Genomic DNA, 23561 nt, shown 5'->3' with positions numbered 1-23561 from the left:
CGATCCGTGAGACTATTGCAAAAAGTGCAATGAGAAGAGTGCCGCAAACAAGGGGCAACCGATGGGACCATTACAAAGAGTGCGATGAGAGAGCCGCAACGGAGTGCACTCGGTGAAATAATTGCAAAAAGTACAATGAAGTAGCGCAAACGGGGGGTGACGGGTTGAATCATTGCAAAAAATACAATGAAAACTCCAAATATTAGGGGATTTTCGGTAAGAGAGCGGAGTTTTGTTGTATTTTGTGCAATGAAGATGCCGAATTCGGGATCCTCCAGGTCAGGCTATTGCAAAATATGCAATAGAGCCGGAATTGTCGGTTGTGAAACTCTTCAAGGCATGCCTGAGAGTAGGACGGACGAATGCCTACAGGTAGGACGGACGAATGCCGTGGGTAGAGCGAATGCGACCAAAATGGCGTGACAGCGTGCCGGGAAGCGGGTACAGGAGGGAAGCGGGAAGCTGAGGGAGCTGCGGGGAGGCGCAGCGGAAATGTAGCCGATAATACAGCGGATTATCAGAGCCAGTCAAGCAAAAAGCCTCCGCAGAACCAGCTTTTATAGGCAACGGTAGCGGAGGCCGTGGAAGCCGGCCTGTGCACGGCCAGTCCGACAGCGGAGACATAGGAAGCCACGGTCCGGCACGGCCAGTCCCGATAGCGGAGACATAGGTAGCCACGGCCCGGCATGGCACCCGACAGCGGATGCCTGGAAGCCACGGCCTGGCATGGCCGCCCGACAGCGGTGGCCGCGTACGCCGCGGCCCGGCATGGCCCGTACGGTCGCGAAGCCCCGCGACCGTCTCAGCCCGCACGCCGTGCTCAAAGCCAATCTTTCTTGCGAAACAGGTAAAACATGCCGAGGCCGACAAGGGCCATCACGCCGAGCAAAATGAGGGAGCCGTTCTTCGCGTGCATCCCCGGAATATAGTCGAAATTCATGCCGTACACGCCGGTAATGAAGGTGAGCGGCATGAAAATGGTCGTCAAAGCGGTAAATACGCGCATAATCTCGTTGGCGCGGCCGGCGAGCGACGACTGGTATGCTTCGCGCAAGTTGCCCATCAAATCGCGGTACGTTTCGAACGTCTCGGCGATTTTGAGGGCATTTTCGTAGATGTCGCCGAAATATTTCTGCAGCTCGGAATCGATCAGCTTCAGTTCCTTTTTGTTGAGCGCCGCAATGACATCCTTCTGCGGTCCGAGCATTTTCTTGAGCCACAATATTTCGCTGCGCAGCCCGATAATTTCGTTCAGATGCGATTTTTTCGTATGCATCAAAATATCTTCCTCAAGCTTCTCGATCCGCGCCTCGATCCGGTCGCCGACAAGAAATAACTGTCGACGACAAGGTCGACGAGGTGATACAGAAAACGGTCGGGCCGGTCGACCTCCTGCTCCCAAAGAACCGGCTTCAGCGAGCGGAGTTCGTTGATTTTCTGCCTTGTAACGGTAATGATGTAGTGCGGTCCGAGAAAAATATTGAGCGCTCTTAGAAAAATTTCTTCATCGTCGAAGCGGATACTATTGATTACGATAAAATAATGCGTGTCGTGCACCTCGATCTTGGGCCGCTGCTCCTCTTCGCTCAGGCAGTCCTCCACCGCCAGATCGTGCATGCCGAACAACGGCTGCAGGACGACCAGGTCTTCGAGATTGGCGTCGATCCAATAGAAGCCTTTCTCCGGCTTCAATAACGTCTTTTCGATATCTTCCACAGGTGTAAAGATGCCGTCCTGAACATGACGGATTTTCATTAGCGATCGCTCCTTTCTTCCGTACATCCGACATACCGGACGGACTAGAGCGATCGGCGGCCAAGACGCAGCTTTCGCCAGAAATACGACTCGCCGCTCGGGCAATCTTCGAAGATCAGCTTAAGGCCATGGACGTTCGGCCGCCGGTCCCCTGCTTCGTCCGGTATCGGTTTTGTAACATTGCTTCTTGTTGATGGCAGGCTTCGGTCGGTCACCTTCCATGTTCTTTTCGTCACTCCTTTTTTGCCCGGCTAGAAAATGTCCTTGTCTAGTATACTCCCGCTCCCATGTGCGTTCAAGAGGAAAGCCGCGACGGATTCCAAGCGGTCCCGCGCCTTTCAATCGGCCGCGATCCCGCCTTTCCGCACCGGCCTATCATCGAATCAGCCGCGATCCCGCCTTTCCGCACCGGCCTGTAATCGAATCGCCCGCGATCCACCTTTATGTACCGGGCCTATCATCGAATCAACCGCGATCCACCTTTATGCACCGGCCCGTCATCGAATCAGCCGCGATCCCGCCTTTACGCACCGGGCCTATCATCGAATCAGCCGCGAAACGGTTCCGGTATATTTAAGATATGATGCAATATCACTTGACGCGCATACCGGAATGCATTAAAGTTAATGCTAAGCCCTGAACAACTGAATACTTTTTCAATCTTTCTTATCAAGAGCAGGCGGAGGGACTGGCCCTATGATGCCCGGCAACCGGCTATACAGCACGGTGCTAATTCTTGCGGAAACGTATGTTTCTGAGAGATGAGAGAGGCGAATCGGAATGTTAACCATGACCCTTTCTCAATCGGGAAAGGGTCTTTCTTATTCCGCAGGCAAACGACTATTTTAGAAGAGGAGTGGGCGGTATGCCGATCAAAGTGCCCGACAACCTACCCGCAAAGGAAATTTTAAACAACGAGAATATTTTCGTCATGGACGAGAGCGTAGCGTATCACCAAGACATTCGTCCGCTCCGCATCGCGATCCTGAACCTGATGCCGACCAAGGAGACGACCGAGACCCAACTGCTCCGACTGATCGGAAACACGCCGCTTCAGGTCGAGATCGTGCTCATTCATCCACGCACGCATACGTCCAAAAATACGTCGGCAGAGCACCTGAAGGCGTTTTACAAAACGTTCGACGATATCTCCGACCAATATTATGACGGCATGATCATTACAGGCGCGCCTGTGGAGCATCTTCCGTTCGAGCAGGTCGACTACTGGGACGAGCTGAAGGAAATTATGGACTGGAGCGTCCGCCGCGTCACTTCGACGCTGCATATCTGTTGGGCGTCGCAGGCCGGCTTGTACCACCATTACGGCGTGCCGAAATACGATTTGCCGGAAAAATATTCGGGGTATTTCCGCATACGGTCCAGAAGCAGAACGTGCCGCTGCTGCGGGGCTTCGACGAAACGTTCTTTGTCCCCCAATCCCGCCATACGGAGGTGCGCCGGGAAGATATCGAGAAGGTGCCTGAACTCGAAATTTTGTCGGAATCGGAGGAAGCGGGCATTTATATCGTCGCTTCGCAGGACGGCAGGCAAATTTTTGTCACCGGCCATGCCGAGTACGATCCGCTGACGCTGAAATGGGAATATGACCGGGACAGGGCAAAGGGCTTGCGGATCGGCTTGCCGAAAAACTATTTCCCGAACGACGATCCGTCGAAGGCGCCGCTGTCGACATGGCGCGCCCATGCGAATCTGCTGTTCTCCAACTGGCTCAATTATTACGTATACCAGCAAACCCCTTACGACCTTGGCGCTTATATTTGACGTTCGAATGGCCAAGCTCGATTGCGACGCATACTGACGGATGAGGAGAAGGATAATAAGATGAAAATAGAAAGCGTATTGGCGCAAATCGGTTCGATCAGCGAACCGGTAACGGGAGCCGTCAGCTTCCCGGTCTATCAGGCGACGGCGTTCCGTCATCCGAAGCTCGGGGAGAGCACCGGCTTCGATTACGCGAGGACGAAAAGTCCGACGCGCGCGGTGTTGGAGGAAGCGGCCGCCCGCCTGGAGTCCGGAGACGCGGGTTTCGCTTGCAGCTCGGGCATGGCGGCGCTGCAGACGATATTCGCCCTGTTCGAGCAAGGGGACCATCTGATCGTGTCCCTCGATTTGTACGGCGGTACATACCGGCTGCTGGAACGGGTCATGAGCCGGTTCGGCGTAACGGTATCGTATGCGGACACGAACGATCTGGACGCGGTCGCTTCGCTTAAGCGGCCGAATACGAAGGCGATTCTGATCGAGACGCCGACCAACCCGCTGATGATGATTACCGATCTGGAGCGGATTTGCGCCTGGGCCAAGGCGCAAGGACTGCTCACGATCGTCGACAATACGCTGCTGACGCCTTTCTTCCAGCGGCCGATCGAGCTCGGAGCGGATATTGTCGTGCATAGCGCGACGAAATATTTGGGCGGCCACAACGATGTGCTGGCCGGCCTGATCGTTACGAAAGGCAAGGAATTGTCCGAGCGAATGGCGTTTCTGCACAATTCCATCGGCGCCGTACTCGGACCGCAGGACAGTTGGCTGCTCATGAGAGGGATGAAGACGCTTGCCCTGCGCATGGAGCGCCATCAATACAACGCCACCCGCCTTGCGGAATATTTGCGCGACCATCCGGCCGTGGAGACCGTCTATTATCCGGCGCTTCCGGACCATCCCGGACACGATATTCAGCGGCGCCAGTCGTCGGGCAATACAGGCATTTTTTCGTTCCGGCTGAAGGACGCCCGCTATGTCGAGCCGATTCTTCGCCATATCCGGCTGATCGCTTTCGCGGAAAGCCTCGGCGGCGTGGAATCGCTGATGACGTATCCGGCGGTGCAGACGCATGCCGACATACCGGAGGACATTCGGCGCCGCGTCGGCGTCGACGACAGACTGCTGCGCCTGTCGGTCGGCATCGAGCATATCGACGATTTGATCGGGGATCTTGAGCAGGCGCTGGACGCCGCAAGACGCGAGGTCGGGGAGGAGTCATCGATTCTATGAGCCATTCGGACAACCATCGAAACAAGGAAGAGCGCGCCTTCGCGACCAAGCTGCTGCACTTCGGCGCCGAGATCGACGAGCATACCGGCGCTTCGAGCGTGCCGATCTATCAGGCTTCCACCTTTCATCATCATAATATATTCGAGCCGCCGCCATACGACTACAGCCGTTCGGGCAATCCGACGCGGCAGGCGCTGGAGGATTACATTGCGCTGCTGGAAGGCGGCGCGCGCGGCTTTGCGTTCGCTTCCGGCATGGCGGCGATCTCGACTTCGTTCCTGCTGCTGTCGGCGGGCGACCACGTGATCGTGACTGAGGATGTGTACGGAGGGACGTACCGGCTGCTTACGTCCATTCTCGACCGGCTCGGCATCGAGACGACGTTCGTCGATATGACCGATTTCGAAGCGGTCAAGGCGGCCCGCAAGGCGAACACGAAAGCGGTATACATGGAAACGCCGTCCAATCCGACGCTCAAAATTACCGATATCGCGCAGGTGACGGCCTGGGCGAAGGAACACGGGCTGCTTACGATGCTCGATAATACGTTTATGACGCCGTATCACCAGCGCCCGATCGAGCAGGGCGTCGATCTGGTCCTCCACAGCGCGACGAAATTTCTCGGTGGTCACAGCGACGTTCTGGCCGGTCTCGCCGTAACGGCCGACGACCGTCTCGGGCGCCGGCTGAAGCAGCTGCAGAACGGACTCGGCACCGTGCTGGGCGCCCAGGAATCGTGGCTGCTGATGCGCGGCATGAAGACGCTGCAGGCGCGCATGGAAGCCAGCGAGCGAAGCGCGCGCAGGCTGGCCGAATGGCTCGAAGCGCATCCGGCCGTCGAGCGCGTCTATTACCCGGGCCTGGCCAACCATCCGAGACGCGAAATTCATGAGAAGCAGTCGCGCGGATACGGCGCGGTCGTCTCGTTCGACGTCGGCAGCGGGGAGCGGGCGAAGGCGCTGCTCAGCCGCGTTCGGCTGCCGCTCGTCGCGGTCAGCCTGGGCGCGGTCGAGAGCATTCTGTCTTATCCCGCGATGATGTCGCATGCGGCGATGCCGAAGGAAGTCCGGGCGGAACGGGGCATTACGGACGGACTTGTCCGTTACTCTGTCGGGCTCGAGGACATTAACGATTTGATCGAGGATCTGGATGCGGCGCTGCGCGGGTCGTAGCGCGCCTGATCGGGAGAAAGAACGGCTGTCCGAAAGGGACGGCCGTTTTTTTGTCATATGGGAGGGCGGCAGGCCGGTTTTCCCGGATGACGTACGGGGCTTTCCTGTGATAGGATAAATTGAATGGAATGAAGAGGAGGGCTTAGGCATGCCTACGGCTGGTATAGATCGGATATTGGACAAGGCGCTGCAGGGCGAACGCATTTCGCTGGAAGAATGCATGACGCTGCTGGAGTCGGATCAGATCGAGAAGATGGGCCATGTGGCGGATCAAATCAGATGGAAACGGCATCCCGAGCCGATCGTGACGTTCAACGTCGGACGCAACGTCAACTATACCAATATATGCGATGTCTATTGCCGGTTCTGCGCCTTCTACCGGGCCCCGGGATCGAAGGAAGGATACGTGCTTCCGGACGAGGTCATCCTGCAAAAAATTCAGGAGACGGTCGACGTCGGCGGGGAAGACATCGAAATATTGATGCAGGGCGGCACCAATCCGAATTTGCCGTTTTCTTATTATCTCGACCTGCTGCGCAAAATCAAGCAACAATTTCCGAACATTACGATGCATTCGTTCTCGCCGGCGGAAATTATGAAAATGAAGGAAGTTTCCGGTCTTCCGCTCGACGAGGTCATACGTCAGCTGCATGAAGCGGGACTGGATTCGCTGCCCGGAGGCGGCGCGGAAATTCTCGACGACCGGACGCGGCGCAGAATCAGCCGGCTGAAGGGTTCGTGGACCGACTGGATGGACGTGATGAAAACCGCTCACCGGCACGGCATGAACACGACGGCGACGATGGTGTACGGCCTTGGCGAATCGATGGAGGAACGCGCGCTTCATCTGATTCGGGTGCGCGACGCGCAGGACGAGTGCATCGCGAACGGGTATCCGTCGCCGGGCTTTCTCGCTTTCATCTGCTGGCCGTTCCAGCCGGATAATACGAATTTGAAGCTGGAGAAGACGAAGCCGGAGGAATATTTGAAAATGGTGGCGATCAGCCGGATTACGCTCGACAATATTCCGAACTTCCAGGCGTCGTGGGTGACGATGGGACCGGATATCGGCAAGCAGTCGCTTTCTTACGGCAATAACGATTTCGGCAGCACGATGCTGGAGGAGAATGTCGTCTCGGCCGCCGGCACGACGCATAAAGTGAACATCGAGCTGATTCTGAAGCTGATTCGGGAAGCGGGCAAAATTCCCGCGAAGCGCAATACGCGCTACGACATTTTGCATATTTACCGCGAAGGCGAAACCGCGGATCGCGATTTCGTCATGCAAAACTGATTTGGACCGGTTCAATCGCGGCGTTTGCCGCTAGGAAGTCTGGAGCGTAGGCTCCGGGCTTCCTTTTTTTGTCGAAGTTCAGGCAGAGCAAGCGCTCGTCCCGCGCCGGGTACGGCCTTCCAATTATCTCCAAGTGTACCACCTCTCCTTTCGTATAACCCCATCAAGGGGACCATATACTGATTAAAGATCGAAAGGAGTGAGCCGTGTTGGAGATTTACCGCATCGTGTTGACTGATAAAACCGCTGAACGGTTGTTTCGCCATATGTCCGACGCTTTTCGCGAGGTGCATTCCGCAAGCGGTCTTCCTGTCCGCTTCGAAATGCTGTCCCCGACCGTCGTCCAGTGCATCGGCCTGACGCCCGATTTTCAACTTGTCACGCACGGGCCGGACGTTTACCGCGAATCGGCCGAAGCGTTGGCGGAGTTGGTGCTGGCCGAGTACGAACCCGCATTGATTCGAAGGATGATCCGCAGGCAGTACCGCGTTGACGATCCGGCCGAAGCGTTGGCGATGGAGAAATACTGCAGCGGGCTGCTGACGGGAGCCGAATGGGAAGAGGACGCCGTCGGCATGGCCGATCGTGCGCGGCGCAAAGAAATGATCGCAAGAGAGCTCGAACTGTATTTGTCCGAAAATACCGAGATCAATCTGACCGGCTTCATCGACTTCCGAATGTCCCAATACCGCGAGGAGCTGCGCGAAATTACGGTTTATGCGGTGGACGAGTTCGTGCTGGACAGACAATACCGGGAATTTATTTCACTTTTGAAATATTTTGTATGCCTTCAGGAAGTGAAAGTGCCGCTCGTTCATTTATTCCATCAGGGCGGCAATGAATTCATGCTGTGCGACGAACGGCTGAAAAAGATCGAGGTCCATAACGGCGACCGCATTATCGCCGAGATGCTCGAATCGGAAATGAATGTGGACGATATGGTCATCAGTTCGCTGATTACGGTTTCGCCCAAACAGATATGCATTCACACCCGGGAGCCCGAGCTTCAGGTTATCCGCACGATCGAGACGATATTCGACTCGCGCGTCACGCTGTGCATCGACTGCCCGTCGTGCGCTTCCCGTCTGGGGGAAGCGATTCGCCCTTGACCGGCGGAATGAAGCAGGCTATAATGTTGCTCAACAGCGTTGACAAAGACAACAATCCGCATGCGCGAACGGTCCAGAGAGGGGAATCCCGGCTGCAAGTTCCCTCCGTGATCGGCTGCGGATTTACCCCTTTGTAGCTGTGCGGTTGAACCCGGCCATCGCCGGCAGTAAGCTGCACCGGATGTCCCCGTTATCGGATGCGAGAAGGACCGTTTGCGCGCGGAACACGCGAGAAACGGTTGAATAAGGGTGGAACCACGGGTCTGACAAGCACTCGTCCCTTGAGGGATGCGGTGCTTTTTTGTTGCCCATCCCGATTTGCTTGCATTCTTTTTTGAAGTTCAGAAGGAGGATGATAGGCATGGCAATTCAGGTGAAGCTGCCGGATGGCGCAGTTCGGGAATATGAGGCCGGTACGACGATTGAGGAAGTGGCCGGTTCGATCAGTCCGGGACTGCGCAAAACGCGATCGCCGGCAAGGTGGACGGCAAAATCGTGGACGTCTATACGCCGCTGGACCGCGACGTATCGCTCGAGATTGTGACCGTCGACACGCCGGACGGACTGGAAGTGTACCGGCACAGCACCGCTCATCTGATGGCGCAGGCGATCAAGCGAATCTACGGCCCCCGCTCCGTGAAGCTGGGCATCGGCCCGGTTATCGAGGACGGTTTCTACTATGACATCGATATGGAAAAGTCGCTCACGCCGGACGATCTGGAGAAGATCGAGCAGGAAATGGCGAAAATTGTAAAAGAGGACCTGGAAATCCGGCGGCGCGTCGTCTCGCGGGCCGAAGCGCTGGCGATTTACGAAGAGCTCGGCGACGAGCTGAAGCTGGAGCTCATTCGCGACTTGCCGGAAGACGCGGTCATTTCGATCTATGACCAAGGCGAATTTTTCGACTTGTGCCGCGGTCCCCATTTGCCGTCGACGGGCCGCATCAAGGCGTTCAAGCTGCTCAGCGTCGCCGGCGCTTATTGGCGCGGCGATTCCAAAAACAAAATGCTGCAGCGGATTTACGGCACGGCGTTTCCGAAGAAATCCCAGCTTGAAGAGCATCTGCGTCTGCTGGAGGAAGCAAAGAAGCGGGATCACCGCAAGCTTGGCCGGGAGCTCGGCATCTTCACCTTCTCCCGCGAGGTTGGTCAGGGACTGCCGCTATGGCTGCCGAACGGCGCGAAGGTGAGACGGACGATGGAGCGCTATATCGTCGATCTGGAGGAGCGTCTCGGCTACGATCATGTGTATACGCCGGTACTGGCGAATGTGGAGCTGTACAAAACGTCCGGACACTGGGACCACTATCAGGAGGACATGTTCCCGGTCATGGCGATGGACAATGAGGAGCTCGTCCTTCGCCCGATGAACTGTCCGCACCATATGATGGTTTACAAGAGCGAGCTGCGCAGCTATCGGGATTTGCCGATCCGGATCGCCGAGCTCGGCACGATGCACCGCTACGAGATGTCCGGCGCGTTGACCGGCCTGCACCGCGTCCGCGCGATGACGCTGAACGACGCGCATATTTTCTGCCGTCCGGATCAGATCAAGGACGAATTCGCCCGCGTCATCCAGCTGATCCGCCAGGTGTACGAGGATTTCGGCATCAAGGAATACCGGTTCCGGCTGTCGTACCGCGATCCGCAGGATACGGAGAAATATTTCCCGAACGATGAAATGTGGGAGATGTCGCAGCGGATGCTGCGCGAAGTCGTCGAAGAGCTGGGGCTGCCGTTCTTCGAAGCGGAAGGGGAAGCGGCGTTCTACGGTCCGAAGCTGGATGTGCAGATCAAGACCGCGCTCGGCAAGGAAGAGACGCTGTCGACGGCTCAACTCGACTTTCTTCTTCCGGAACGGTTCGAACTCGAATATGTCGGCGATGACGGGAAGAAGCACCGGCCGGTCGTCATTCACCGGGGCATTATCAGCACGATGGAGCGGATGACGGCGTTCCTGCTGGAAAACTTCGCGGGGGCTCTGCCCTTGTGGCTGTCGCCGGTGCAGGCGAAAGTGATCCCGGTATCGACCGCTTACGAAGATTACGCCCGGCAAGTCGTGGAGCAGCTGAAGCGGGACGGCATCCGGGTCGAGGCCGATTTGCGCAATGAGAAGCTCGGCTATAAAATCCGCGAAGCTCAGTTGGAGAAAGTGCCTTATATGCTGGTCGTCGGCGACAACGAAGCGCAGAACGGCACGGTATCGGTGCGCAAGCGGGGAGAAGGTGATATCGGCGTCCGGCAAGTTTCGGAATTGTCGGCGATGCTGCAGGAGGAGATTGCCGCCAAGACGGTTTAGCCGGCACGATTCTAGCAATCTAGCAAAATCGTCCCGCATGCGTTGAATAAAGCTTGCAACGGATGGGAAACCTTCCTTATAAGGAGGAGTTAACCGATGTTGGCAAGCTTTTTTTTGAGAAAAACCGTTTGCTGCTGTGCGGCTGTACGCTGCTCGGCATCTGCGTTCTGTCGTTGTCGCTGCCGTCGTTGGCCGCGAACGGGACCGGACCCTCTGCCCGTCCGGCCGGCGCGCTGCCCGAAATCGGGAACGAGCCGATCGCGTCTGTTCAAGTGGTCGCGACCGGATATACGGCCGGCGTAGAGTCGACCGGCAAGCGGCCGGGGCATCCTTCGTACGGCATCACGTATTCCGGCGTGAAAGTGGTGCGCGGCCGCGTATCGACCGTCGCGGCGGATCCCGATATTTTCCCGATCGGCACGCTGCTTTATATTCCCGGGTACGGGTACGGCGTCGTGGCCGACACCGGTTCCGCGATCAAGGGACATCGAATCGATCTTTATTTCAACACGGTGAAACAGGTGTATAAGGAATGGGGCAAGCGAACGGTCAAAGTGCAGGTGCTGAAGATGGGGAGCGGCAAACTGACGCAGGCCTGGCTCAATACGGTGAACGACAACGACGCGGCGGTTCCGGTCACGCTGCCGGCGCCGGATGATGTCCGGCGATAAATCAAATTATTTTGATCGGTATAATAAACAAAAGATTTGCTTCAATTTGGAAAATTTATATGCTAAAATAAAATTGTATACAAGCTGTACTGAAACCGTTGTCAAGGTGGGGCGATAACATGTTGTTCCGGACTGGCAATGAAGACGAACCATTGGCCGATTGCGAACAATACGAAGCTGTCTTGAAGGATCTTTACAATCAGATGATCCGCGTTGCCTACGCCCGGGTGCGGAACAAATCGGATGCGCAGGACGCCGTGCAGGAGGCATGGGTCAAAATGCTGGCCAAGCGGGATACGCTTCGCGAGAGCAACAAGCTGGCTCCTTGGGCCAAAGCGATAACGGCGAACGTTTCCTCCAACTTTAACCGTCTGGCTGTGCGCGAATCGAGCTGCGATTACCGCGGCGAGCCGGCCGATATCGGCGACCCGGCCGCGGCGGAAGCGGAATTGCTGATCGAGATATCCGAGCTGCTCGGCGCGTTGGACCCGAGATCGAGAACGCTGCTATTATATAAATTTTATTATGGATTCAAGGATCAGGAAATTGCCGACGCTCTTAACGTTCCGGTCGGCACGGTCAAGGCCCGCATTCACCGGTCGCGGGAAAAGCTCAAGAAAATGATGGGCATGCCGAATTCGTTATAGAGCGGCTGGCTTTACCGGCATTCCCGGGCGCCTAAAATTGCGCCGGGAATGCTTTTTTGCTGCGCGAATACGAGGGAGCGGCGGCGCAGGCAAGCCGTCTCCGTCTCCAGACCGAGGCAGGTTTCAATCGCCCGACCCTGTTGGCTAACGGATGCGATCGGCTATACTGTAAATACAAACAATATGCTGCTGAACAGGGGTTGAACGAGCATGAACGGATTTTTTAGCCGTCTGATTTGGGGGCTGCTGCTGGTGTCTTGCGGGGCGGCATTCCTGCTCCACCAGCTGGGTTATATCACTTTTGATTTCGGATATATGATCTCGATATTCTGGCCCGTTATACTGATCCTGATCGGATTGGACGGATTGATCAAACGCCGCGGCACCGACGATTGGTGGGGCATTATCCTGATCGTGCTCGGCTTTCTGTTTCTCGGCCGCAACCTCGATCTCATTTATTGGTCGTTCGGCGACATCATCCGGTTTGCGCTGCCGGTCGTGCTGATCGTTATCGGCCTTAAGATGATTCTCAAGCCGAACCGGAGGAATCAGGCGCACACCGATGACGAATGGCAGCCGTTTATGCCGTACAATCGCGACGTGCCGCCGCCGCCGCCGCTTCATCCGGACCCGACGAAGGAAGGGTTCGGCCCGGACAACGATGCCGGCGGCCATACCGGTACGACCGGCAGCGGCTCTTCATCGGCGGGCGGCTGGCATAGTGATCCGCATGCCGGCGGGTATAACGGCCGGCGAGGGCGCGAGCGCCATAGGGGCAGCCGTTGCGACGGCCGGGTCGAGTGGTGGAATTCCGATCCGAATGCGCAGACCCGTTCCGGCTTTATCGGCGACATTCATCTCGGCGAAGATTACTGGGAGCTTCGGCCGATGAATATTTCGCACTTTATCGGCGATACGGTGCTCGATCTGACGAAAGCGCAAATTCCATTGGGCGAGACGAAGCTGACCGTATCATCGTTCATCGGCGATGTGAAGGTGTTCGTTCCGCATGATTTCGATGTCGGCGTGCACGTGATCAGCAGCTCGTTCATCGGCGACGTATCGGTTCTCGGACGCCGGGAAGGCGGCATGTTCCGTCATGTCAATCTGGAGTCTCCCGCCTACTCCGAGCAGGACAAAAAAATCCGGCTTGTCGTCAGCACGTTTATCGGCGACGTCCGCGTAACCAAGGTCGGGTGACGGCTTATGATGGTCAGGCTGCTCAGAAGCAGCAAATGGGAGCTGACGCTGCTGTTCGTTGCGGCGAATGCGGCGTCGGCGCTGATCGGCTATGGAATATGGCACTATTTTCGTCATAGCGTGGGTGCGGCTGAGCTGTGGTGGTGGCTGGCCGCGGCCATGCTTGCCGTCAGTTTCGGATTCGGTTATTACGCGGCGCAGCGGATGCAGCGGCGGATCGACGGGCTTCATCTGGCATTGAAGCAGGCGGCAAGCGGCAATCTGTCCGTTCGCCTGCCGGAGGCGGCGCCCGTTCTTTGGCGGCCGCTTACCGCGAGTTCAATACGATGGCGGAGACGCTGGAGCAGCGGATGCAGTGGCTGCAGCAGGCGGGCGAACAGCAAATTATGCGGGAAGCCGCCTCGAACGAAGCGGCGGTTCTCGAAGAGCGCAAGCGACTCGCGCGCGATCTGCACGATACGGTCAGCCAGCAGCTGTTCGCGATCCATATGTCCGCATCTTCGCTGCCAAGGCTGCTCGCCGAACGGAAGGAAAAGGCGGATCAAGTGCTGGAACAGCTGATCCAGATGTCCACGCTGGCCCAGCGCCAAATGCGCGCCTTCATCGCGCAGCTGCGGCCGATGGAGCTGGAAGGGCGCACGCTCCAGGAGGCGCTGGACAAATGGTATCCCGACTATTGCCGGCAGAACGGCATTCAGGGAGAGCTCGACTGGCGTCTGCAGGAACCGTTGTCCGAGGCGAAGGAATACCAGCTCTTCCTGATCATTCAGGAAGCGATGGCGAACATCGTCAAGCATGCGGCGGCAAAACGGACGAAGCTGATTGTGGCCGAGACGGAACACCAGGTTGTCATGTCGCTGCAGGACGACGGGGTGGGCTTCAGGCCCGATCAGGTTCAGAGCGGCTCGTACGGGCTGTCGACGATGAAGGAGCGTTCGCAGAAGCTTGGCGGCGATACCGAAATTATTAGCAAGCCGGGGAGCGGCACGAAAATCAGGGTGACGATCCCGAAATACAGATCGCTAAAAGGGACGTGAAGATGGCGGATGGACGATAAAACATGGAAGCTGATGATTATTGACGATCACGATATGGTGCGCGCCGGCCTCAAGACGTACTTGATGCTGGAACCGAAATTTGACGTTGTGATGGAGGCCGGAAGCGGCGAGGAGGCGCTCCGTCTGCTGGAAGCGGCCGACGAAGCGGACAGGCCGGATCTCATTTTGATGGATCTGATGATGCCGGGGATGGACGGGGTGCAGACGACGCAGGAAGTGCTGGCGCGTTATCCGAATATGAAAATCGTCCTTCTGACCAGCTTTCTGGAGGACGAGAAGGTGCTGGCCGCCGTGGAAGCGGGGGCCGTCAGTTATGTGCTGAAGACGGTATCGGCCGACGAATTGATTTATGCGTTGAACGGCGCGATCAAAGGGATGCCGGTCATGTCTTCCGATGTGTCGCAGGCGCTTACCCGCGGTCTCCGGCAGCGGACGGCGCAGAACACGGACGAGGGACTGACCGAACGGGAGAAGGAAGTGCTGCTGTTGATTGCCGAAGGGCGATCCAACAAGGAGATTGCCGAAGAGCTGCATATCAGCATCAAAACGGTAAAGACGCATGTGAGCAATCTGCTGATGAAATGCGAGCTGGAGGACCGGACGCAGCTGGCCGTATACGCGCATCGCAAAGGATGGGTGAAAACGTCATAACGAATCGCCGGTCGGGGCATTCTAATGTCGACCAACGATACCTGAAGGAGATTGACCCGCCATGATACCGATCGATTCGCGGCTTGTGTCCCGCGAGCAGGAATTTGTCCCCATGCGGAACATGCTGGAGCAGCACCGTTTTACCGTCGGAGGCAACTGGGATTACGATCACGGCTCATTCGATTGCAATTTGGATGGCGACAACAAAGTATGGCTGCGTCTGCCGTTTACCGTAACGAACGGCAATCTGGACGCCGATACCGAGGATAATGACGCCAAAATCCGGCTGGGCCAGCCCTATGTGTTGAAGCATCTGTACAATGAAGGACTCGATACGGAAGCGCAGCCGCGCGTAATGGGCAGCGTCATCGACCAGTTCCAGGACCCGGTCGATCCCGATGCGCAGGTAGAACGGCAGTGGGTCGAGAAGGCCGAGGAAGTGCTGCGCCAGGTTGAGGCCCATTTTCCGGCGTAAAGGCTTTGCAGCGAGTCCCTTTTATTTTGGCTGGCCTATTGATCCGGCATGCGAACTTGCAGACAGGATCATGCGCCGGCTTTTTTATTTGCCCAAAATGCGATCTATTCAAAAAAGTTGGGGTTTTCATTTTCGTTTAAATTGTTTTTAAGTTTGTTTTAAGGTAGGATGTGCAAGATAATAATAGAAACTTCACTGTTGTTCCCTGCGCATGAATCGAGCGGCGCAAAAGGGGATTCGATACAAGGAGGAGAAGGCGTATGGACGATCGCAACAACAAAAATCCGTTCGACGTGTTTTGCGGGCGGCACGGAGGAGAACCGGAACGGACGGACAGACGGCGCGGAGTCTAAAGACGAGGCAAGCAGGACGGGCGAATCTCGCTCTTACTATTATTCTTACGGCCCGTTCAGACACGGGGCGGGAGAGGAAGCCGGGCGCAGCCGCGAAACGGGAGGCGCTTACGGCCAGGCGGAAGAACGGCCGGTCGAAACTGTCGGCGACGTACAGGTTACGCCCCCGTCTCCGGTTCGCCCGTTCGCTCCGGTGCAGCAAGCGCCGAGATCCGGATGGCAGGTCAAGCAGGAAAAACGCCGCAGCTCGTTCAAAGCGATGTTCGCTTCTTTCCTGGTCGGCGTCGTAACGGTCGGCGGACTGATGTTCGCGGCCGATTACAACAACTGGTTTACGGCCGGTTCGATCGCGGCGACGCAAGGTCCGGTTGCGGGCGATTCTACGGCATCCGGCGGCGGCGGGAACGCTTCAACGGTGGCGGACGTCGTCAGACCGAACAATATCGACCAGATTTATAAAACAGCCAGCCCGGCCGTCGTCAAGATCGAAACGTATGTGCAAGCGCAAAGAGGCGGCAGCAGCATGTTCGACGATCCGTTCTTCCGCCAGTTTTTCGGCGACCGTTTCACGCAGCCTGATAGCCAGAACGACGGCCAGGAAGTGCTGAACGGTATCGGCTCCGGCTTCTTCTTCGAAAAAGAAGGAAAAACGGGTTATATTTTGACGAACCAGCACGTCGTCGGCAACGCCGATACGATCAAGGTTTATGTGGAAGGGCGCGCGGAGCCACTGGAGGCGGAGCTGCTCGGCTCCAGCTTCGAGCTGGACCTGGCTGTGCTGAAGGTGGAAGGCGACGATTTCCCGACGCTGCCGCTCGGCAATTCCGACGAGATCAATATCGGGGAATGGGTCGTCGCGATCGGCAACCCGAGCGGTTTCGACCATACGATTACGGTCGGCGTGCTCAGCTCCAAGGAACGGGAAATCAGCATTTCCGATCAGCAGGGCGACCGCAACTACGAGCATCTGCTGCAGACGGACGCGTCGATCAACCCGGGCAACTCGGGCGGCCCGCTGCTCAACCTGAAGGGCGAGGTCATCGGCATCAATACCGCCGTCAGTTCGCAGGCGCAAGGCATCGGCTTCGCGATTCCGACGAGCACGATCAACAAGGTGCTCGACAATCTGAAAACAATACCGAAATTCCGAAAGAGCCCGTGCCGTTTATCGGCGTGGACTTGTATCAAATGAACGAACAGATTGCCGCAGAGCTCGGCATTGACGAAAAGACGAAAGGCTCGCTCGTCCGCAGCGTCTACTACAAAACGCCGGCTTATGAGGCTGGTTTGCGCCAGTTCGATATTATAACCGGCATGGACGGCACTACGTACGATGTTCGGGAAGATTTGATCGAAGCGATCGGGAAGAAGTCGGTCGGCGACGAAGTCACGCTTCACATTATCCGCGACGGGAAGAAGCTGGACTTGAAAGTGAAGATCGGGGACAAAAACAAGTTCCCGAATTTGGCGCAGCAGCAACAGCAGCGGCAATAAAAAACCGACAGTCGAAAGCGCAAGACGGACGCGAGCCGTCCGTCCTGCGCTTTTCATGTCTTTGCAACAGCCGCGAAAACCGGTACGATATACGATAGAAGCGAGAAACCGGCGGAGGGAATTCGATGAGATCGCATATAGTGGTTGTGGACGACGACGAGAAAATTACGTCGCTGCTGCGGCGCAGTCTGGCGTTCGAAGGCTATGAAGTGACGACGGCGAACAACGGGCTGGAAGGGTTGAAAGTGATGCTGACGACCGATCCGCAGCTGCTTATTCTGGACGTCATGATGCCGCATGTGGACGGTTGGGAAGTGTGCCGCCGGGTGCGGGAAAGCGGCAGCACCGTGCCGATTTTGATGCTGACGGCCAAGGACGATATTCAGGATCGGGTGAAAGGGCTCGACCTTGGCGCGGACGATTACCTCGTCAAGCCGTTCGCGCTGGAAGAGCTGCTTGCCCGCGTGCGGGCGCTGCTGCGGCGCAATACGGACAAAGCGGGCGGCGGAGACGGCAAGCTGGTGTTCGAAGATCTGGTGCTCGATCTGGACTCCCGGGAAGCGATACGCGCGGGCCGAAGAATCGATCTGACGGCCAAGGAATTCGATCTGCTGCATCTGTTTATGCAAAATCCGCGCCGGGTGCTGACGCGGGATTCGATTATGGACAAAATATGGGGATACGATTTCAGCGGCGAGTCCAACGTGCTCGAAGTCTATATCGCGATGCTGCGCCAGAAAACCGAAGAAGGCGGAGCAAAGCGGCTCATTCAGACGGTTCGCGGCACCGGCTACGTGCTCCGCGGGGAAGGCGGTTGAACGCGCATGTCGATCCGGCTGCGGCTTACGCTGTGGTACTCGGGAATATTGGCCGGAATGCTGCTCTCGTTCGGCGTCGCCTTCTACTATTATATGGACTATACGACGTATCAAGGGGTAAGGAGTCAAGTTCGCGAACAGGCTCTCCGGCTGCCGGTAAAGGTCTCGATCGATTTCTGGGATCGTCTCGACCTGAATATTTCGTCCGGCGCGATTCAAGGGGAATTTTTTATCCAGCTGTACAATTACAAGGAAGGCGGAATGCGGCGCAGCGCCAACTTGCATAACGCCGGCCTGTCCTTTCCCGTTCCGGATGCGTCGGATACGAAAAAATCGCTGTACGAAGGCTTTGATAGCGTCAAGGTGAACGGTTATTCCTTTATCGTTTACCAGCGCCCGATCATCTATGACAATACGCTGATCGGGTTGCTGCAGGTGGGCGCCTATACCGGATTGCAGGAAAGATATTTGGCCAATTTGCGCACCATTCTGATCTTTTCGTCGCTGATCGCCATTCTGATCGCCTTCACGGTCGGGCTGCTGCTGGCCCGCCAGGCGCTGCGGCCGATCGAAAACGTGATCCGCGCGGCGCGCCAGATCGAACGCGGTTCGGATCTGAGCGTGCGCATCCCGCTCGAAGGTCCGCCCCACGACGAGATGGGGCGGTTGACCGGGACGCTGAACGGCATGCTTGCGCGGATCGAGAAAGCCTACAACGAGCTGGACGAAGCTTATAAGGCGCAGCGGCGCTTCGTATCCGACGCTTCGCACGAGCTGCGCACGCCGCTTACGACGATCCGCGGCAACATCGATCTGCTCGAGCGGATGTGGCTGCCGGCGCTGGAGGCGCCGGGCGGAAAAGGCGAGCCGATCAGCGAGGAGGAAGCGGAGCGTGCGGCGATATTCCGCGAAGCGATGCGGGATATTTCGGAAGAGGCGAAGCGGATGAGCCGGCTCGTCGGCGACTTGCTGTCGCTCGCCCGCGCGGACGCGGGCTATGTGATGGAGAAGACCGATCTGGCGCTGCTGCCGATCGTGGAGGAGGTGGCCCGCCGCGCCCAGCTGCTGCCCCGCAAAGCGGAGTGGCGCGTGGGCGATCTGTCGGCGATCGTGAACGCGCATGTGCGGGGCAATCCCGATTTTCTGCGGCAGCTGCTCTTCATCTTCATCGAGAACGCGTTCAAATATACGCCGCATGGCTATGTCGAGCTAAGCGCGCGGCGGTCGGCCGATCAGGCGGGGATCGTCGTGCGCGACACCGGCATCGGCATGAACAAGGAACAGGTGCCGCATATCTTCGAACGGTTCTACCGGGCCGACGAATCGCGCGGCAAGACGGCGGGAACGGGCCTCGGCCTGTCGATCGCCAAATGGATTCTCGACGAGCACGGCGGGTCGGTCGAGGTGACGACGAAAGAAGGCGCTGGCAGCACGTTCGTCATCTGGCTGCCGGCGACCTTTCCCGAACCGTCCGATTCGGATATAATGGAGCCAACCGGCCATTGACCGCCATGACGGCCGGGCAGAAAGCAGGTGGAAACGATGGAAGTAGTGAAAATCACGCCCCGCGGTTATTGTTACGGCGTCGTCGATGCGATGGTGCTGGCGCTGCAGACGGCCAAAAATCTCGATTTGCCGCGGCCGATTTATATTTTGGGCATGATTGTCCATAACCGACATGTAACGGAAGCGTTCGAAGCGGAGGGCGTCATTACGCTCGACGGCGAGAACCGCCTCGAAATTTTGGAGAAGATCGATCGCGGCACGGTCATTTTTACCGCTCACGGCGTTTCGCCGGAAGTGCGCAAGCGCGCCAGAGAGAAAGGGCTCACGGTCGTCGACGCGACATGTCCCGACGTGACGAAAACCCACGATCTGATCCGCGAGAAAACGGCCGAAGGCTACAACATCATCTATATCGGCAAAAAAGGCCATCCCGAGCCCGAAGGAGCGATCGGCATCGCGCCGGAGCGCGTCCATCTCATTGAGAAGGAATCGGACATCGAACAGCTGAACGTTCCGGCCGATAAGATCGTCATAACGAACCAGACGACGATGTCGCAATGGGATATTCGCCATCTGATCGCCAAGCTGCTGGAAAAGTACCCGAAGGCCGAAATTCATAACGAAATTTGCCTGGCGACGCAGGTGCGGCAGGAGGCGGTCGCCGAACAGGCGAAAGGCACCGATCTGTGCATCGTCGTCGGCGATCCGCGCAGCAACAACTCGAACCGGCTCGCGCAGGTTGCCGAGGAGATTGCCGGCGTGAAGGCCTACCGGGTCGCCGACGTGACGGAAATTCGCCGCGAGTGGCTGGAAGGCGTGCGCAAAGTGGGCGTTACGTCCGGTGCCTCCACGCCGACGCTTATTACGAAGGAAGTCATTGAATATTTGGAGCAATACGACCCGCAAGACCCGTCCACCTGGGAACCCCGGCGCACGCTCGACAGGAGCAGGCTGCTTCCCAAGGTTCGCGAGAAATCGAAAGCGTAAATTCGGATCGGCTTACCTGAACACGGTCTCAACGTAAAATTGGGCCGTCTTGCCTGAACTCGGTCTCTTGACGGGACCGGGTTCGTTATTGTATAGTTACTTTATCGATTAAAAGCATAAAAGCTTAAAAGCGTATAAGCGTTGAAGCGCGAAAAGGAGCGGAGATTATGATCGTCGTGACAAAAAGCAGCATTACCGAGGAGCGCATAGCCGAAATTGTGGCGCATATCGAGCGCGCCGGCGTACAGGCGCATGTCTCTCGGGGAACGGACCGGACCGTTATCGGCATTATCGGCAAGGCCGAGCCGACGTTGGCCGAGCATCTGCGGCAGATGAAAGGCGTCGAGCAGGTCATTAAAATATCGAAATCCTACAAGCTGGCAAGCCGCGATTTTCACCCGGACGATACGATCATCGAGGTGAAAGGGGTCAAAATCGGCGGCGATCAGCTCGTCGTGATGGGCGGACCGTGCGCGGTCGAATCGCCGGAGCAGATCGACGAGATCGCGCGGCTCGTGAAGGCTGCGGGCGCGCAGGTGCTAAGGGGCGGCGCCTTTAAGCCCCGTACCGGACCGTACAGCTTTCAGGGTATCGGCGTCGAAGGCTTGAAAATGATGGCGGAAGCGGGCAGCAAGCACGGGCTGCTGACGATTACCGAAGTGATGACGCCCGAATATGTCGATGTTTGCGCGGAATACGCCGATATTCTCCAGGTCGGCACCCGCAACATGCAGAACTTCGATCTGCTTCGCAAGCTGGGCACGATCCGCAAGCCGGTATTGCTCAAGCGCGGCTTCAGCGCGACGTACGACGAGTTTTTGAACGCGGCCGAATACATTCTGGCAGGGGGCAATCCGAACGTAATGCTCTGCGAGAGAGGGATCCGGACGTTCGAGACCTATACGCGCAACACGCTCGATCTGGCGGCGATTCCGGTGCTGCAGCAGCTCAGCCATCTGCCGGTCATTTCCGATCCGAGCCATGGCACGGGCCGCCGCGAACTCGTCGAGCCGATGGCCAAGGCGTCCGTCGCCGCAGGCGCGAACGGGTTGATTATCGAAATGCATACCGATCCGGACAATTCCATGACGGGAGACGGCGTGCAATCGCTGTTCCCGGATCAGTTCGCCCGTTTGATGAAAGAGCTGGAGCAGCTCGGTGCGCTCGTCGGCCGCCGGTTCGATACGCCGAAGGAACCGGCCGAACGATTTGCCGAATGGAAAGTCGTATAAAGCAAAATCGCGAACATGCGATTCCGACAGAAGCCTTGGTCACCAAGGCTTCTTTTGTATTTTTTCGATTTTTGTTTGCACTTATATGCATATTTCGTTCAATTTTTGTTAGATAATCTGACACACGCGAAAGAAATACCTGACATAAGTATTGACGACTCGAAAACAGTCACCGTATAATATGCTCATAGTTGAGAGGAAAACTTGAACGTTACTCGCCAACATCTATGATAATGTTCGGAAATGGAGGAAAAACCGTGTCTGTCGAGAATGTTTTGGAGTTAATTAAAGAGAAAGACATTCAGTTTGTCGATTTCCGTTTCGTCGATCTGTCCGGGCGCGCGCATCATATTACGCTGCCCGCTTCCGAGGTGGACGGTGACACGTTTGTTAACGGCGTTGCGTTTGACGGTTCTTCGATCGCGGGGTTCCGCGGTATCGAAGAGTCCGATATGGTGATGATGCCGGATACCGAATCGATCTTCGTCGATCCGTTTACGGAGCATCCGACGTTGAACATTATGTGCAACATCTTTACGCCTGACGGCGAACGGTACGACCGCGACCCGCGGAGCATCGCGCAGAAGGCGGAAGAGTACCTGCAGAAGTCCGGCGTCGGTACGGCGGCATTCTTCGCGCCGGAATCGGAATTTTTCATTTTCGACGACGTTCGTTTTGAAAGCTCCATGCATACTTCATTCTATTCCGTCGATTCGGATGAAGCGGCCTGGAATACGGCCCGCAAAGAAGAAGGCGGAAATCTTGGGTTCAAAATTAAAGTCAAGGGCGGATACGTTCCGGTTGCGCCGGTCGATACGCAGCAGGACATCCGGAGCGAAATGGTCCGTCTGTTGCAGGAATCGGGCCTCCGCGTCGAGCGTCATCACCACGAAGTGGCGACCGCCGGCCAAGGCGAAATCAACTTCCGCTTCGACACGCTGACGAAAACGGCCGACAACCTGATGAAATACAAATATATTATTCATAATGTAGCTCGCCAATACGGCAAAGTGGCTACGTTCATGCCGAAGCCGCTGTTCGGCGACAACGGCAGCGGGATGCACGTTCACCAGTCGATTTTCGACGGCGACACGCCGCTGTTCTACGAGAAAGGCGCATACGCCAATCTGAGCCAGATCGCGCTCCATTATATCGGCGGCATCCTGTACCATGCGCCCGCGCTGATCGCGCTGACGAATCCGAGCACCAACTCGTTCAAGCGTCTCGTTCCCGGATACGAAGCGCCGGTCAATCTCGTCTTCTCCAAAGGCAACCGTTCCGCGGCGATCCGGATTCCGGTCGCGGCCGTAACGCCGAAAGGCTGCCGCATCGAATTCCGTACGCCGGACTCGACGGCCAACCCGTATCTGGCGTTCGCAGCGATGCTGCTGGCGGGCCTCGACGGCATCAAGCGCAAAATCGACCCGACGGCGCTCGGCTACGGTCCGTTCGACCGGAACATCTACGAGCTGTCCGATGAAGAGAAGAAAGAAATCCGCAGCGTGCCGGGTTCGCTTGACGAAGCGCTGGACGCGCTCGAAGCCGACAGCGAGTTTTTGACGGAAGGCGGCGTATTCTCGAAAGACTTCATCGACAACTATGTCGCATTCAAGCGTCAAGAAGCGAAAGCTGTTGCCATCCGCGTTCATCCGCACGAATACAGCCTTTATTTCGATTGCTAATTTTTAATACGAGTTCCAAAAAGGCTCCCCAAACGTTATCGAAAGATAACCGCGGGGGCCTTTTTTATTATTTGTAGAGGGCCCGCCTTTCGTCTTTGCACCTACCGTATCGTTGTTGCGCCCAGCCTTTTCGTCTATGCGCCC

General features: G+C 57.0%; 17 protein-coding genes, 3 pseudogenes and 1 riboswitch. Of the genes and pseudogenes, 19 read left to right on the top strand and 1 reads right to left on the bottom strand.

Features of this window, described 5'->3' with window-relative positions; genetic code table 11:
- Positions 1-820: 820 nt before the first annotated feature.
- Positions 821-1755, bottom strand: a pseudogene (gene corA, locus PACILC2_RS13705) (magnesium/cobalt transporter CorA).
- A gap of 663 nt (positions 1756-2418) precedes the next feature.
- Positions 2419-2523, top strand: a riboswitch (SAM riboswitch).
- Positions 2524-2620: 97 nt separating this feature from the next.
- Between corA and metA the strand changes: the two are divergent.
- The 19 genes and pseudogenes from metA (at position 2621) to glnA (ending at position 23417) form a co-directional block, all read left to right on the top strand.
- Positions 2621-3537 (top strand): annotated as a pseudogene (metA, locus tag PACILC2_RS13700) (homoserine O-acetyltransferase MetA).
- A gap of 60 nt (positions 3538-3597) precedes the next feature.
- Positions 3598-4770 carry an aminotransferase class I/II-fold pyridoxal phosphate-dependent enzyme gene (locus PACILC2_RS13695; RefSeq protein ID WP_201024074.1) on the top strand — a complete coding sequence of 391 codons (1173 nt, stop codon included), beginning with the start codon at positions 3598-3600 and terminating at the stop codon, positions 4768-4770.
- Complete coding sequence (locus PACILC2_RS13690; protein ID WP_213529154.1) at positions 4767-5942, top strand: trans-sulfuration enzyme family protein; 1176 nt, start codon at positions 4767-4769, stop codon at positions 5940-5942. Before PACILC2_RS13695 ends, PACILC2_RS13690 begins: the two co-directional genes overlap by 4 nt.
- Before the next feature lie 148 nt (positions 5943-6090).
- A complete protein-coding gene (mqnC, locus tag PACILC2_RS13685; protein ID WP_213529153.1) occupies positions 6091-7236 on the top strand; it encodes a cyclic dehypoxanthinyl futalosine synthase in 1146 nt (381 codons plus the stop codon).
- A gap of 209 nt (positions 7237-7445) precedes the next feature.
- Positions 7446-8345 (top strand): putative sporulation protein YtxC, encoded by a 900-nt coding sequence (locus PACILC2_RS13680; RefSeq protein WP_213529152.1) that lies wholly within the window; start codon positions 7446-7448, stop codon positions 8343-8345.
- A 361-nt stretch (positions 8346-8706) separates the two neighbouring features.
- A pseudogene (gene thrS, locus PACILC2_RS13675) lies at positions 8707-10643 on the top strand (threonine--tRNA ligase).
- 128 nt (positions 10644-10771) lie between these two features.
- Entirely contained in the window at positions 10772-11314 is a 543-nt protein-coding gene (locus PACILC2_RS13670; protein WP_244863494.1) for a 3D domain-containing protein, read from the top strand.
- Positions 11315-11433: 119 nt separating this feature from the next.
- A complete protein-coding gene (locus PACILC2_RS13665) occupies positions 11434-11961 on the top strand; it encodes an RNA polymerase sigma factor (protein ID WP_213529151.1) in 528 nt (175 codons plus the stop codon).
- A 210-nt stretch (positions 11962-12171) separates the two neighbouring features.
- Positions 12172-13161 carry a cell wall-active antibiotics response protein LiaF gene (liaF, locus tag PACILC2_RS13660; RefSeq protein WP_062491602.1) on the top strand — a complete coding sequence of 330 codons (990 nt, stop codon included), beginning with the start codon at positions 12172-12174 and terminating at the stop codon, positions 13159-13161.
- Positions 13162-13457: 296 nt separating this feature from the next.
- On the top strand, positions 13458-14198 hold the full coding sequence (locus PACILC2_RS13655) for a sensor histidine kinase (RefSeq protein WP_307860584.1): 741 nt from the start codon (positions 13458-13460) through the stop codon (positions 14196-14198).
- Between the two features lie 9 nt (positions 14199-14207).
- Positions 14208-14870 carry a response regulator gene (locus PACILC2_RS13650; protein WP_213529150.1) on the top strand — a complete coding sequence of 221 codons (663 nt, stop codon included), beginning with the start codon at positions 14208-14210 and terminating at the stop codon, positions 14868-14870.
- A 61-nt stretch (positions 14871-14931) separates the two neighbouring features.
- Entirely contained in the window at positions 14932-15345 is a 414-nt protein-coding gene (locus PACILC2_RS13645; protein ID WP_213529149.1) for a YugN family protein, read from the top strand.
- A gap of 198 nt (positions 15346-15543) precedes the next feature.
- Positions 15544-16890: a trypsin-like peptidase domain-containing protein gene (locus PACILC2_RS13640; RefSeq protein WP_244863493.1), complete on the top strand. Its 1347-nt coding sequence runs from the start codon at positions 15544-15546 to the stop codon at positions 16888-16890.
- Complete coding sequence (locus tag PACILC2_RS26915) at positions 16887-17192, top strand: PDZ domain-containing protein (protein WP_244863492.1); 306 nt, start codon at positions 16887-16889, stop codon at positions 17190-17192. Before PACILC2_RS13640 ends, PACILC2_RS26915 begins: the two co-directional genes overlap by 4 nt.
- Before the next feature lie 125 nt (positions 17193-17317).
- Positions 17318-18010 carry a response regulator transcription factor gene (locus PACILC2_RS13635; protein WP_062491608.1) on the top strand — a complete coding sequence of 231 codons (693 nt, stop codon included), beginning with the start codon at positions 17318-17320 and terminating at the stop codon, positions 18008-18010.
- 6 nt (positions 18011-18016) lie between these two features.
- Entirely contained in the window at positions 18017-19516 is a 1500-nt protein-coding gene (locus PACILC2_RS13630; protein WP_213529148.1) for a sensor histidine kinase, read from the top strand.
- A 36-nt stretch (positions 19517-19552) separates the two neighbouring features.
- Positions 19553-20503 (top strand): 4-hydroxy-3-methylbut-2-enyl diphosphate reductase, encoded by a 951-nt coding sequence (locus tag PACILC2_RS13625; protein ID WP_062491610.1) that lies wholly within the window; start codon positions 19553-19555, stop codon positions 20501-20503.
- A 167-nt stretch (positions 20504-20670) separates the two neighbouring features.
- The gene (gene aroF, locus PACILC2_RS13620) at positions 20671-21735 is read left to right on the top strand and encodes a 3-deoxy-7-phosphoheptulonate synthase (protein ID WP_062491611.1); all 1065 of its coding nucleotides are present in this window, start codon (positions 20671-20673) and stop codon (positions 21733-21735) included.
- A 257-nt stretch (positions 21736-21992) separates the two neighbouring features.
- The gene (glnA, locus tag PACILC2_RS13615) at positions 21993-23417 is read left to right on the top strand and encodes a type I glutamate--ammonia ligase (protein ID WP_062496607.1); all 1425 of its coding nucleotides are present in this window, start codon (positions 21993-21995) and stop codon (positions 23415-23417) included.
- The last annotated feature ends 144 nt before the right edge of the window (positions 23418-23561 follow it).

Origin of the sequence: Paenibacillus cisolokensis (assembly GCF_018403665.1) — a bacterium.
GTDB lineage: Bacteria > Bacillota > Bacilli > Paenibacillales > Paenibacillaceae > Paenibacillus_AH > Paenibacillus_AH cisolokensis.
Note: the sequence above shows the minus strand (reverse complement) of the source record. Positions and strands in the feature narration are given on the sequence as shown.